Source organism: Paraclostridium bifermentans (assembly GCF_019916025.1).
GTDB lineage: Bacteria > Bacillota > Clostridia > Peptostreptococcales > Peptostreptococcaceae > Paraclostridium > Paraclostridium bifermentans.
Genome location: NZ_CP079737.1, coordinates 416,499 through 429,900 on the forward strand (window position 1 = coordinate 416,499; position 13,402 = coordinate 429,900).

At 31.9% G+C, this 13,402-nt stretch carries 12 protein-coding genes; 11 read left to right on the forward strand and 1 reads right to left on the reverse strand.

Translation table 11 applies throughout. The features are described from left to right. Positions 1-8: 8 nt before the first annotated feature. The 5 genes from KXZ80_RS02195 to KXZ80_RS02215 all read left to right on the forward strand — a co-directional run bounded on the left by KXZ80_RS02195 (position 9) and on the right by KXZ80_RS02215 (position 4,520). The gene (locus KXZ80_RS02195; protein WP_021434025.1) at positions 9-470 is read left to right on the forward strand and encodes a PTS sugar transporter subunit IIA; all 462 of its coding nucleotides are present in this window, start codon (positions 9-11) and stop codon (positions 468-470) included. A 2-nt stretch (positions 471-472) separates the two neighbouring features. Then, positions 473-1,870, forward strand: a complete 1,398-nt coding sequence (locus tag KXZ80_RS02200) for a PTS fructose transporter subunit IIC (protein ID WP_021434024.1) — start codon at positions 473-475, stop codon at positions 1,868-1,870. Positions 1,871-2,015: 145 nt separating this feature from the next. Further along, the gene (locus KXZ80_RS02205) at positions 2,016-2,453 is read left to right on the forward strand and encodes a MarR family winged helix-turn-helix transcriptional regulator (protein WP_021434023.1); all 438 of its coding nucleotides are present in this window, start codon (positions 2,016-2,018) and stop codon (positions 2,451-2,453) included. 12 nt (positions 2,454-2,465) lie between these two features. Beyond that, a complete protein-coding gene (locus tag KXZ80_RS02210; protein WP_021434022.1) occupies positions 2,466-3,848 on the forward strand; it encodes an MATE family efflux transporter in 1,383 nt (460 codons plus the stop codon). A gap of 159 nt (positions 3,849-4,007) precedes the next feature. Then, positions 4,008-4,520 (forward strand): superoxide dismutase family protein, encoded by a 513-nt coding sequence (locus KXZ80_RS02215; protein ID WP_021434021.1) that lies wholly within the window; start codon positions 4,008-4,010, stop codon positions 4,518-4,520. Positions 4,521-4,623: 103 nt separating this feature from the next. On the opposite strand, the gene KXZ80_RS02220 is transcribed toward KXZ80_RS02215, so the two are convergent. Then, positions 4,624-4,977 carry a hypothetical protein gene (locus KXZ80_RS02220; RefSeq protein WP_021434020.1) on the reverse strand — a complete coding sequence of 118 codons (354 nt, stop codon included), beginning with the start codon at positions 4,975-4,977 and terminating at the stop codon, positions 4,624-4,626. Positions 4,978-5,215: 238 nt separating this feature from the next. Between KXZ80_RS02220 and KXZ80_RS02225 the strand changes: the two genes are divergently transcribed. The 6 genes from KXZ80_RS02225 to KXZ80_RS02250 all read left to right on the forward strand — a co-directional run bounded on the left by KXZ80_RS02225 (position 5,216) and on the right by KXZ80_RS02250 (position 13,292). Then, entirely contained in the window at positions 5,216-7,645 is a 2,430-nt protein-coding gene (locus KXZ80_RS02225) for a hypothetical protein (protein WP_223132723.1), read from the forward strand. A 1,332-nt stretch (positions 7,646-8,977) separates the two neighbouring features. Then, positions 8,978-10,336 (forward strand): peptide MFS transporter, encoded by a 1,359-nt coding sequence (locus KXZ80_RS02230; protein WP_021434018.1) that lies wholly within the window; start codon positions 8,978-8,980, stop codon positions 10,334-10,336. Between the two features lie 182 nt (positions 10,337-10,518). After that, entirely contained in the window at positions 10,519-11,619 is a 1,101-nt protein-coding gene (locus KXZ80_RS02235) for a TlpA family protein disulfide reductase (protein ID WP_021434017.1), read from the forward strand. Positions 11,620-11,628: 9 nt separating this feature from the next. Continuing rightward, the gene (locus tag KXZ80_RS02240; RefSeq protein WP_021430316.1) at positions 11,629-11,766 is read left to right on the forward strand and encodes a CD1871A family CXXC motif-containing protein; all 138 of its coding nucleotides are present in this window, start codon (positions 11,629-11,631) and stop codon (positions 11,764-11,766) included. Continuing rightward, a complete protein-coding gene (locus KXZ80_RS02245; protein WP_021434016.1) occupies positions 11,759-12,589 on the forward strand; it encodes a 4Fe-4S binding protein in 831 nt (276 codons plus the stop codon). Before KXZ80_RS02240 ends, KXZ80_RS02245 begins: the two co-directional genes overlap by 8 nt. Positions 12,590-12,707: 118 nt before the next feature. Next, positions 12,708-13,292, forward strand: coding sequence for a helix-turn-helix domain-containing protein (locus KXZ80_RS02250; protein ID WP_021434015.1), 585 nt, complete (start codon positions 12,708-12,710; stop codon positions 13,290-13,292). The last annotated feature ends 110 nt before the right edge of the window (positions 13,293-13,402 follow it).

A 13,402-nucleotide genomic window follows, 5' to 3' on the forward strand; every position in this document is an offset into this window, starting at 1 on the left:
AAATAAAAATGATAAAAAATTTATTAAAAAAAGAATTAATATTTGATGGTATAAAAGTAAATGGAAGCAACAAAGATGAAGCATTAAAGGTTATAAGTGAATTAGTTGTAAATAGTTCAGATGTATGTTCACAAGATTTATTAAATGGATTTTTAAAGAGAGAAGAAGAATCATCAACTGGATTTGGTGGATATGTGGCAATACCACATACAAAACTTGAAGGAGTTAAGAATCCATTTATATCTATAGTTAAATTTGAAAATGATATAGAGTGGGAGTCGTTAGATGATGAACCTGTAAAAGTTGCAATAGCCTTAGTTATGCCTGCTACAGATGAAGGCAATATTCACCTTCAAATTATATCAAAGTTTGCAAGAAAACTTATGGATGATGACTTTGTAGAAGTATTACTAAATGAAAGTGATAAAGAAAAGTTATACAACTATATAATATCTGAAATGGAGGGATAAGTATGAAAATATTGGGAGTTACTAAATGCCCAGTGGGGGTAGCTCATACCTATATGGCAGCTGAAAAGCTTGAAATTGTAGGTAAAAAATTAGGACACGAAATGAAAATTGAAACTCAAGGATCACAAGGTGTAGAAAATTCACTTACTGATGAAGATATAAAAAATTGTGATTATATAATAATCGCAGCAGATGTTGCAATAGAAGGAAAAGAGAGGTTTGCAGGTAAAAAGGTTATAGAGGTTCCGATAAAAGAATCTATAAAAAATGCAAAATCTCTTATAGAAAATTTATCTACTACTGCAAAAATACAAGAAGGAAAAGTTGAAAATAAGTCGGATAAAAAATCTGCTTCAGGTGGGTCTGTAAAAGAACTTATGAATGGAGTTTCACATATGATACCATTCGTTGTTGTAGGTGGATTATTTATAGCATTGGCTATTGCAATAGGAGGAAACCCTACTGCATCTGGAATGGTGATACCAGAAGGTTCTATATGGAACAAAGTTAGTGCAATAGGCGGAATTGGATTTACATTAATGATACCTATACTTGCTGGATTTATAGCAATGTCTATAGCAGGAAGAGCTGCATTAGCACCAGCTATGATATGTGCTATGGTTGCAAATGATGGAGCAATATTAGGAACTTCAAATGGTACAGGATTTATAGGTGCAATAATAGTTGGATTTATGGCTGGATATTTAGTTAAATGGATGAACACATGGAAAGTGCCAAAAGATTTAAGAGCAGTTATGCCTATATTTGTTATTCCAATAATAAGTGTTTCAATTATATCAGCAGCTTTAATATTAGTATTAGGAGCACCAATTTCATGGATTATGGATGGTTTAAACTTAATGTTATCATCTCTTGCAGCAAATCCAGCATTAAGCGTTGTTTTAGGATTAGTACTTGGAGCTATGGTTGCAATAGATATGGGTGGTCCAATTAATAAAACTGCGTTCCTATTTGGAGTTGCATCAATAGCAGCAGGAAACCCTTTAGTAATGGGAGCTGTGGCTTGTGCTATACCTGTTCCACCATTAGCTATGGGGCTTGCAACATTTATAGCTAAGGACAAGTTTACGGAAGAAGAAAGAGGAGCTGGATTATCAGCATTCTTAATGGGACTTATAGGAATTACAGAAGGGGCAATACCTTTTGCATCAGGAGATCCTAAACGTGTTATACCTTCTATAGTAGTAGGAAGTGCAATAGCGGGTGCTATGGGAATGGTATTTAAAATAACTGATAATGTTCCTCATGGAGGTCCAATTGTTGGATTGCTAGGAGCAACAAGTAACTTACTGTTATTCTTAGCTGCAATAGCAATAGGAACAGTTGTAGCAGCATTACTTTTAATAGCGATTAAGAAAAAAAGCTTAAATGCAAACTAAATATATTAATTAAAAAGACTTGGAAAATCCAAGTCTTTTTTACGTTTAAGCAAATTATGATTACTAAAAATATTAGTTGTATATGCAACTAATATATGATAAACTAATATAGTTGCATATACAACTAATGAAAGGTGATAAAAACATGTGTGAAAAAAAATGTGATGACAAAAAATATGTTGGTAAGTTTATTTCTCAATTATATAGAAAATCTAGAGTATTTATAAATAGAGAAGTTGCAAAGTATGATTTAAGCTCAGGTCAACTTATGTATTTAATGGATTTATATGTTAAAGATGGGAAAAATCAAGAGGAAATATCAGAAGTTTTAAAAATTGATAAAGGAACGACTGCTAGAGCTATAAAAAAATTAGAAAAACAAAATCTTATAACTAGAGTAAAAAATAGTGAAGATAAAAGATCTAATAAAATTTTTTTAACACAAAAAGCTAATGATATTAAACCAAACATTTATAGTGTTTTTAATGATTGGAATAAAATTATCAGTGAAAGTTTAACTGATGAAGAGGAAATTATGTTGAAGAATTTACTTGAAAAAGTATGTAATCATATAGACATATAAAGGAGGATTTGTATGGACAATAGTAAAAATATATTAGGGACAGAGTCAATAGGTCGATTATTACTTAAATACTCAGTTCCAGCAATTATTGGGATGATGGTGAATGCACTTTATAATGTTGTAGATAGAGTATTTATAGGAAACATACCAGGGGTTGGGCCTTTGGCTATAACAGGACTTGGAGTAACAATGCCAATAATGTCTATAATAATTGCTTTTGGAACTTTAATAGGTGTTGGAGCTACAACTAATGTATCATTAAAATTAGGGCAAGGAGATAGAAACAAAGCTGAACAAATAGTAGGAAATGCAATGAGTTTGTCAGTTTTAATAGGTATACTAATAGCTATATTTGGGACTATATTTTTAAATAAAATGCTTATGGTATTTGGAGCAAGTCAATCGACGATAGGATATGCAAAAGATTATATGGGTATAATCTTAATAGGAGCAACATTCAATATAATGTCAATGATGTTTAGTAACTTAATAAGAGGTGATGGAAATCCAAAACTTTCAGCGGCTATAATGGCAGCAGGATGTTTTATGAATATAGTTTTAGATGCAATTTTTATATTTGGGTTTAATATGGGTATACAAGGTGCAGCACTTGCGACTATAATATCTCAAGCTGTTTCAACAATTTGGGGTTTAACATACTACCTCAGAGGAAAGTCAAATGTTGAATTTAAAAAAATAAATTTAAAATTAGATAAAACAATTATAAAAACTATATTTGCAATAGGAATGTCGCCATTTGCAATGCAGCTAGCTAATAGTATGGTTCAGCTTATGTTCAACACTTCATTAAAAGTATATGGCGGAGATTTGGCAATAGGGGCAATGGCAACAATAAGTTCTATAAATATGTTGTTTGTAATGCCTGCATTTGGGTTTGTTCAAGGAATGCAACCTATAGTCGGATTCAACTATGGAGCCAAAAAATATGATAGAGCCAAGAAAACTTTACAAATAAGCCTAATGTTAGCAACTGTTGTATTTATAATAGGAGCTTTAGTTATTCAGATTGCACCACAACTTTTAGTAGGAGCATTTAATAAAGATCAAGAGCTTATGAATATAACTGTAAATGGACTTAGAAAATATGCATTTGCAATGCCTATAGTAGGAATATCAATAGTAGGAAGTAATTTTATCCAATCAATAGGAAAGGCTAAAATGTCTATGCTATTGGGATTACTAAGACAAGTTATTGTGTTAATACCAATGATAATGATATTACCAAACTTTATAGGGTTAAATGGAATTTGGTTAGCTCAACCTACTGCAGATATTGCATCAGCAATTATAACTGGTATAGTTTTAGTTAAAGAAATAAAAAAATATGATTTAGATGAAGAAGTAGAATGTATTGAAGAATTAGAAGTTGTATAAATAAAATAATTTAATTAAAATGGAAATTATTTTAAAATGGATATTATCGTTTAGATAATATCCATTTTTATGTTTAAGTAAAAGTACATATTAACATTTTGAAAGTTCTAATCATAAGATAGAGAGCGAGAAAATTTATTACAACTTAAGGAGGATATTATGGACAATTCTTGTAAAAAGTATGATATTCAAAAAGTTTTTTCAAACTATAATCCATCTAAACCAGATGCATATGCAAAAATAACTGGAGGCCCATTAGCACCTTGTATAAAGGGAATGGTATATTTATATCAATTAGATAAAGGCGTATATGTAAAAGCATATATAACTGGAATTCCTAATAAAAACAATCAAACTAGCGCATTTCATGGATTCCATATTCATGAGGTTGGAGATTGTTCAGTAGGAAATGAAAAGGAAACATTTATGGCAGCTAAATCTCACTATAATCCAACTAAAGTGGAACATCCTATGCATTCAGGGGATTTACCACCAATACTATCTGCTGATGGAGTAGGCTTGCTTTCTACATTTAGCAATAGGTTTACTGTTGATGAAATAATAGGAAAATCCTTTATAATTCATGAAGGATATGATGATTTTACTTCTCAACCAGCAGGAAATGCAGGAGCTAGGTTAGCCTGTGGTTTAATTATTTCTAATTATATGTAAAATTAAAATAGATAAAAAAGTTATTATATAATGAGAAATGGTGAGCTTGTTTAATGCTCACCATTTCATTTTAGACTATTTCAATTTTAAAATTTATAATAAACTATTTTTCATCTACAACTTTGCCATTATGAACATGTTGGTACTTATGGTCAGATGAATGCTTACTATTCTTAGAAGGTTTAAAATCATCATCATCGTCTACAATTTCACCATTATGAACATGTTGGTGTTGATGATCAGATATATGATTATTATTAGAGTTAGATTCGATACCATCACTAGGGATATTATTAAAATCATCCTCTATAACTTCACCATTAAGAATATACTTGTGTTTAACATCGTCTTGTATAACTTCACCATTATGAATGCGTTGGCGTTTAACAGTTGATATATGGTGACTCTCTTTTTTAGGAGCTTGATTTTTATTATTTACATTTTTTTCTTGATTCATAGTACTTAATCCCCTTTACAATTAATCTTCTATATTCTCGTCTTCACATTCTTCACTTGTAGTAACTTCTATATCAGGATTAGATCTAAACACTCCACCTCTATTACAGAAATGTGTTTCACAATGATCTGTTTGACAGTGATGTGTTTTACCACAACATGGACAAGTTATATATATATTTATAGGTGTACTAACAGTTATTGGCCCAACGTTATTAGTTGCAGTAGATTGGTTATTATTGTTTGCATTAGATTCAGCTGCAGAATCAACATTAGCAGTAGAAGTAGTATCAGCATCAGCAGTAGCATCTACAGTAGAGTTAGAGTCAGATACAGAAGCTGAATCAGTATCTGCAGTAGAAGTTGAATCAGAAGTAGTATTAGCGTCAGCATTATTATCTACAGTAGAAGTTGAGTCAGCGTCAGCAGTAGAAGTAGTGTCAGCATCGGCAGTAGAGTTAGCAGCTGAATCAGAGTCAGAAGTAGCATCTACAGTAGAAGTAGCATCTGAACCAGAAAGAGAAGCTGAGTCAGTATCTGCAGTAGAAGTAGTATCAGCATCAGCAGTAGAATTAGCAGCTGAGTCAGAGTCAGAAGTAGTATCTACAGTAGAGTTGGCAGCTGAATCAGAAGTAGAATCAGTGTCAGCAGTAGAAGTAGCATCTGAACCAGAAAGAGAAGCTGAATCAGTATCTGCAGTAGAAGTAGTATCAGCATCAGCAGTAGAATTAGCAGCTGAGTCAGAGTCAGAAGTAGTATCTACAGTAGAGTTGGCAGCTGAATCAGAAGTAGAATCAGTGTCAGCAGTAGAAGTAGCATCTGAACCAGAAAGAGAAGCTGAATCAGTATCTGCAGTAGAAGTAGTATCAGCATCAGCAGTAGAATTAGCAGCTGAGTCAGAGTCAGAAGTAGTATCTACAGTAGAGTTGGCAGCTGAATCAGAAGTAGAATCAGTGTCAGCAGTAGAAGTAGCATCTGAACCAGAAAGAGAAGCTGAATCAGTATCTGCAGTAGAAGTAGTATCAGCATCAGCAGTAGAATTAGCAGCTGAGTCAGAGTCAGAAGTAGTATCTACAGTAGAGTTGGCAGCTGAATCAGAAGTAGAATCAGTGTCAGCAGTAGAAGTAGCATCTGAACCAGAAAGAGAAGCTGAATCAGTATCTGCAGTAGAAGTAGTATCAGCATCAGCAGTAGAATTAGCAGCTGAGTCAGAGTCAGAAGTAGTATCTACAGTAGAGTTGGCAGCTGAATCAGAAGTAGAATCAGTGTCAGCAGTAGAAGTAGCATCTGAACCAGAAAGAGAAGCTGAATCAGTATCTGCAGTAGAAGTAGTATCAGCATCAGCAGTAGAATTAGCAGCTGAGTCAGAGTCAGAAGTAGTATCTACAGTAGAGTTGGCAGCTGAATCAGAAGTAGAATCAGTGTCAGCAGTAGAAGTAGCATCTGAACCAGAAAGAGAAGCTGAATCAGTATCTGCAGTAGAAGTAGTATCAGCATCAGCAGTAGAATTAGCAGCTGAGTCAGAGTCAGAAGTAGTATCTACAGTAGAGTTGGCAGCTGAATCAGAAGTAGAATCAGTGTCAGCAGTAGAAGTAGCATCTGAACCAGAAAGAGAAGCTGAGTCAGTATCTGCAGTAGAAGTAGTATCAGCATCAGCAGTAGAATTAGCAGCTGAGTCAGAGTCAGAAGTAGTATCTACAGTAGAGTTGGCAGCTGAATCAGAAGTAGAATCAGTGTCAGCAGTAGAAGTAGCATCTGAACCAGAAAGAGAAGCTGAATCAGTATCTGCAGTAGAAGTAGTATCAGCATCAGCAGTAGAATTAGCAGCTGAGTCAGAGTCAGAAGTAGTATCTACAGTAGAGTTGGCAGCTGAGTCAGAAGTAGAATCAGTGTCGGCAGTAGAATTAGCAGTAGCGTCTGAGTCAGAAGTAGAATCAGAGTTAGCATCGGCATCAGCAGTAGCGTCTGAGTCAGAAGTGGAATCAGAGTTAGCATCGGCATCAGCAGTAGCATCTGAGTCAGAAGTAGAATCAGAGTTAGCATCGGCATCAGCAGTAGCGTCTGAGTCAGAAGTAGAATCAGAGTTAGCGTCGGCATCAGCAGTAGCGTCTGAGTCAGAAGTAGAATCAGAGTTAGCGTCGGCATCAGCAGTAGCATCTGAGTCAGAAGTAGAATCAGAGTTAGCATCGGCATCAGCAGTAGCGTCTGAGTCAGAAGTAGAATCGGAGTTAGCGTCAGCATCAGCAGTAGCATCTGAGTCAGAAGTAGAATCAGAGTTAGCATCAGCAGTAGCATCTGAATCAGCAGTAGAATCAGAGTTAGCGTCAGCATCAGCAGTAGCATCTGAGTCAGAAGTAGAATCAGAGTTAGCATCGGCATCAGCAGTAGCGTCTGAGTCAGAAGTAGAATCGGAGTTAGCGTCAGCATCAGCAGTAGCATCTGAGTCAGAAGTAGAATCAGAGTTAGCATCAGCAGTAGCATCTGAATCAGCAGTAGAATCAGAGTTAGCGTCAGCATCAGCAGTAGCATCTGAGTCAGAAGTAGAATCAGAGTTAGCGTCGGCATCAGCAGTAGAGCAAGAATCTGAATCTGCATCAGCACAAGAACAAGATTTAGAATCATTATCTAAGCTAGTGTTTATATCTAAATTTGCGCTTGGATTTATATAATCATCGTCATCATCAAAATGACAACTATTTTTTCTTTTACATTGAGCTTCTTCAAGCATTTTTATTAAATCTCTAAGAGAACTCATTTGATCATTATTGTTTTTACAACAAGACTTTGGCATAGATCTATTCTCAATTATTGGTTTGCGCATATATTTCTCTCCTATATGTGTTTTTTAGTGTAGGTAGCTTTTATCTACCCATATAATATGTATATAGAATTTTGCAAAATTTGACACTCAAATTAACAATTTTGTGTAAAAAAATGGGGGATTTTATATAAGTGATTTTATATTAAAGAAAAGCTATATAAAAAGCATGTTAAATTTTTTTATTGTGTACATATAACAGTTAGTTTTCGAATAAGTTTATTGTGAGATAATTAATAATATATTTATATTTTCTCACAATAATTTTAAATAAATGAGGAAGTGATGTTTCATGTGAAATTATTTATTTAGAAGTCGTGTAAAATTAGTTTATTAGTAAAGAAATAAGTGTACCAATTTAATAAATAAACCATAATGATGATATTGATTAATTATAAATTGGACCTTAGATTTAAAATGTTTATATTAAAAAGACATGTGTAGAAATAAGTTTTTAATATAAAGAATATTTATATTGACAGTAAAATGTTTTTTTGATAAATTTCTCATAAGGGGGTAAACAGTTTAAGGGAGGGTATAATGTAAATTGTTGGAAAATTGTTAAAATTGGATGTGATTATAATCATCACTTTTATTTTAACAAAAACGATATAGTACACGCATAAATATTTAACAGAAAAAAGTACTCAAATTTCAACTAGTGTAGTGAAATACTACTTCATAAAATGACTAAATTAAAAAATATATAGCGAAAAGTTAATCTTACATATTATTTAAATGCAGCTATATAGACATCTAAAATTTATAATGAAATTTATCAATTCAGACATAATCTTAACAGACTAAATAAAATTAGTTTTCAAATTCTTAAAAGTATCAGAGAACATCTAAGTGTATCAAACAATAATTCAAGAAATATTGAAAAAATCATATTAAGAATTCAAGTTAAAAAGCAGTGTCTAAGTCAAAATGGAATCATTACATTTATTTATTATATTCAGAATATTTATACTTAATTGACACTGATGAGTAGTAAAAAATGAAATTATAACGTTAATAGTTGGATAGGTATATCCAACGAAATTTAACAGGGGGTAGCTAGTTATCTTTTAGAGACACTAGCAATTTGTATATGCAATAATTAAAGTTTCATTATGTAGGGGTATGTAATGAAATTAGCCATGTACAAGAAAATATTATATTAAATATTTTGGAGGGGAATATGGAAAGCGCAGTAAAAAATAAAAAGAAATATCCTTTTGGGTTTTATGTTTGTTCATTCTCATATACATTAGAACGTATGGCATTTTATTCTTCTAAATGGTTAATCGGAATATTCATAGTTGCGGCAGTTGCAAAAGGGGGGCTTGGACTAAGTGCATCAGATGGAGCTAAAATGATTGCAAACTTAGTAGCATTTACTTATGTAACTCCTATACTTGGAGGATATATAGCGGATAAATGGTTAAGTCCAAGATTATGTGTTCCTATAGGAACAGTACTTATGGGACTTGGATATATGTGTGGATGGCAAGCATCTGCTCAAACATCAATCGGACTTGTATGGGCAATGATAATACTTGTATCAATAGGTACAGGATTATTTAAAGGGAATCTAGCAGGTATAAATGGTAGATTATTTGAAAACAAAGAAGATCTTGACGGTGCATTTTCTGTTCAATATTCTTTTGTTAACATAGGTGCATTTATAGGAACAACAGCTGTATCTTTTATAGCTTATTCTGCAGTAGGATTTGGGGGAACATTTTTAATATGTGGATTGCTTTTATTCTTAGATACAGTATGGTTTGTAGTTGGAGGAAAAGCTTCATTTGGAGATGTTGGTAAAAAACCATTTAAAATAAATGAAGCTAACGCTGCATCAGAATCAGAAGCGCAAAAATCTTCTGAAGAACCTTTAACTAAAAAAGATAAATTAAGAGTAAGTGCAATTATATTCCTTACAGTATTCTCTATAGCATTTTGGTTAGTTTATTACTTAGCAACGCTACCAATATTATATCATTGGGGGCCAGATTTTGCTGATGCTAATAAAGCTAATTGGATGATAGGAACATTTAGAGTACCATCAGCTTGGTTTGACTCATTAAATTCTCTTTCTTGTATAATTCTTGGACCAATACTAGCTATGGTTTGGAATAAGCGTGCAAGATCTCCTAAAGGAGACTTAAGTATGTTCAAGAAAACTGCATTAGGTATGGTATTACTAGGATTATCATTTGCGGTAATGGCATTAGCAGAAGTATTAAGAGGCGATGGTCAAGCAAGTTTAATATGGATAGTTATGTTTGGAGTATTAATGACTCTTGGGGAAATGGTATTCTCTCCACTTGGAAACTCATTTATAAGTAAATTTTCACCTGCTAAAGTGCTAGGTTTAATGATGGGTATATGGCCGTTAGCAGTATTTATAGCTGCTAAAGCACATGGGTATTTATATGAATTCTTATCAAAATTCTCATTTGCACCTGCATATGCTATAGTAGGAGCTGTAGTAATTGTATGTGGAATAGTACTATGGAGCTGTGATAAAAAACTAAGTAAACTTGTAGAAGATTAATATAAATAAAAACATCGGATGCTAAAAAGCATCCGATGTTTTTTTATGCTTAAAAACTATTAATTTTAATAAAGGTGTTAAAAATTTATTTTTTAAGGTTTATTTAAGCTTAAGTTTAATTACAGTTAAAGTTAATCATTTAATATGTATAGTGTAAATAATAAAAAACGAGGAGCGATAAAATGAAAAGAAGATTTCTAATGACAGGTTTTTTAATAGCAGCTTTAGCATTAGGGGGATGTAGCAATTTAGGAAGCAAAACTTCTGATAAAAATAAGTCAGCACAAACACAAAGCAGTAATCAAGAAAGTTCTGATGAAACAGTAATACAAGATTTAGGTGTTAAGTTTAAATTACCTACTTCTTGGGAAAAAATTGGTGTCGAAGGAATATTAGCAGGTGAAAATGAAATGTCATTTAGTTTCATATGCCCTGATGATGCAAAAGAACTAGCTGAACTATCTAAAAAAATAGATGAAAAGAAAGTAGATAATAACGGGAAAAAAGACAAAGCAGATGAAGAAAAATTAATGAATTTATATATGGAAAAAATGAAAAATATAGGTTCTATATTAAGATTAAATAAAAATGACGCTGAGAAAGTATTAAAAAGTGAGGAGTATTCAAATTATAGTAAAAAAGATAAAGTTGGAGAGTTAAATAACTCTGTGTACTATTTTGTATATAACGAAAAAATAGATGATAGTAACTTATCAGATGCTTCAAAATCTGAAGTTAAAAATATTGAAAAATCTATAAATGAGTTTAAGAATAGTATAAAACCAATTGATCCATCTAAAATAAAGTCTAATGATAAAGGTGAAAAAGCAAGTGAAGAGAGTATAAATGGAACTATATCTTTTAAATCAAAAACTATTCAAGGAAAAAGTATAGATAGTTCTATATTTAAAGATAGTAAACTTACAATGATAAATATATGGGGTACATCATGTATGCCATGTATAGACGAAATGCCAGAATTACAGAAATTATATAAAGATGTTAAATCTAAAGGAGTTAATATTATAGGAGTTGTAGCAGATACACCAGATGAAGACAATGAGGCATTAGCTAAATCTATATTAGATAAAAAAGGTGTTAAATTCGATAATGTAATACCAGATAAAGATTTACATGAGTGGATACTTAAAAATGTTAAGGGAACTCCAACTACAATATTCGTAGATAAAGACGGTAAAATAGTAAGCACAGCTTTAGTAGGAACAGCGAGTAAAGCTGAATACAATGCAAAAATAGATGAAGTTTTAAAATCTATTAAGTAGGATTAGTATATGAAAGAGAAATTAACAAGATATATAGTGTTAGCTATGAGTATTTGTTTTATTGTAGTAGGATCTAGTAGAGGTGAGGTTAAAGTAGTATTAAAGAAAGCTGTTAACATATGCTTGGAGTGTATTGGAATTGGATAAAAGGAATATAACTCAATTAATAGCTACTTTACTCACAAATGCTAACTTCAAAGGATTCATTGAAAAAGGTATATATCAAGGAGATACTAAGAAATTGTGTGTTCCAGGACTTAATTGCTACTCATGTCCTGGAGCATTAGGTTCATGCCCTATAGGATCATTACAAGCTGTTTTAGGAAGTATAAAGTACAATTTTTCCTATTATATAGTAGGATTAATGACTTTATTTGGTGTTGTATTTGGAAGATTTATATGTGGGTGGTTATGCCCATTTGGATTTATCCAAGATTTATTATACAAAGTTAAGGTAAAAAAAGTTAAAGTGAATAAAACGCTGGATGGAGCTTTAAAATATCTTAAATATGTAATATTATTGGTATTTGTAATAATTTTACCTATGTTTGTTACTAATGAGTTTGGATTATCAAAGCCATATTTCTGTGAATTTATATGTCCAGCAGGTACTTTAGAGGGAGGTATACCCCTAGTACTATTAAATGAATCTTTAAGAAGCACTATAGGGTTTTTATATGCTTGGAAATTATTTATACTTATAGCAATCATTATATTATCTATATTTGTATATAGACCGTTTTGTAGATACCTTTGCCCATTAGGAGCATTTTATTCAATCTTTAATAAATTTAGCTTTTATAAATACAGTATTGATAAAGAGAAGTGCGTAGGATGTAATGCATGTACTAAAAAATGTCATATGGAAATAGAAGTTTATAAAAAGCCCAATAGCATAGATTGCATAAGATGTGGAGAATGTGTTAAGTCATGTCCAACTAATGCTATAAAAAAAGGATTTAAACTATAATATTTAAAATAAATTGAGGCATACTTGAATTATCAGGTATGTCTTTTGTTTTACTCTACGATTCGTTTATTGAATAAAATCTTTAAGTAGTTTAAATTATTATTAAGAGGTGGGGCCGATGGATTGTAAAAAAATTGGTAATTTAATTTATCAGTTAAGAAAAGAAAAAAATATGACGCAAAAACAAGTTGCTGATGAAATGAATATAAGTGATAAAACGATAAGCAAATGGGAACGAGGGCAAGGTTGCCCAGATATTTCATTATTACCAGAGTTAGCACAAATATTAGGAACAAGTGTTGATGGAATTTTATCAGGAGAAATAAATTTAAACGAATTCGTAGGAGGAAATATGAACAAATTAAAATTTTATGTATGTCCACAATGTAATAATTTAATGACTGCTACAGGTGATGCAAGTATATCATGTTGTGGGAAAAAAATAGAACCGTTAGAAGTTAAAAAAGCAGATGAGAAACATTCCCTTAATATAGAACCTGTTGAAGATGAATTATTCGTAACTTCTGAACATGAGATGAATAAGGAACATTATATTTCATTTGTAGCATACGTAAGAGGTGATAGAGCACTTATCGTAAAGCAATACCCTGAATGGAATATGCAATTTAGATTCCGAAAACAAGGACATGGAAGATTATATTTTTACTGCACAAATGATGGACTATATTATCAAATAGTTTAAAACTATAAATTAGAGAAACTCATATCAAACAAGATATGAGTTTTTTCTTTATTCTTTCAAATATGTAATGTTAATGTAAGTATGGTGTCAATTCAAATTAAAATGTATTA

What these genes read in the sequence shown, in the direction of transcription:
- KXZ80_RS02230 (WP_021434018.1), top strand. Translation starts at nt 8,978, where the DNA reads ATGGAAAGCGCAGTAAAAAATAAAAAGAAATATCCTTTTGGGTTTTAT.
- KXZ80_RS02200 (WP_021434024.1), top strand. Translation starts at nt 473, where the DNA reads ATGAAAATATTGGGAGTTACTAAATGCCCAGTGGGGGTAGCTCATACC.
- KXZ80_RS02250 (WP_021434015.1), top strand. Translation starts at nt 12,708, where the DNA reads ATGGATTGTAAAAAAATTGGTAATTTAATTTATCAGTTAAGAAAAGAA.
- KXZ80_RS02205 (WP_021434023.1), top strand. Translation starts at nt 2,016, where the DNA reads ATGTGTGAAAAAAAATGTGATGACAAAAAATATGTTGGTAAGTTTATT.
- KXZ80_RS02240 (WP_021430316.1), top strand. Translation starts at nt 11,629, where the DNA reads ATGAAAGAGAAATTAACAAGATATATAGTGTTAGCTATGAGTATTTGT.
- KXZ80_RS02235 (WP_021434017.1), top strand. Translation starts at nt 10,519, where the DNA reads ATGAAAAGAAGATTTCTAATGACAGGTTTTTTAATAGCAGCTTTAGCA.
- KXZ80_RS02210 (WP_021434022.1), top strand. Translation starts at nt 2,466, where the DNA reads ATGGACAATAGTAAAAATATATTAGGGACAGAGTCAATAGGTCGATTA.
- KXZ80_RS02195 (WP_021434025.1), top strand. Translation starts at nt 9, where the DNA reads ATGATAAAAAATTTATTAAAAAAAGAATTAATATTTGATGGTATAAAA.
- KXZ80_RS02220 (WP_021434020.1), bottom strand. Translation starts at nt 4,977, where the DNA reads ATGAATCAAGAAAAAAATGTAAATAATAAAAATCAAGCTCCTAAAAAA.
- KXZ80_RS02215 (WP_021434021.1), top strand. Translation starts at nt 4,008, where the DNA reads ATGGACAATTCTTGTAAAAAGTATGATATTCAAAAAGTTTTTTCAAAC.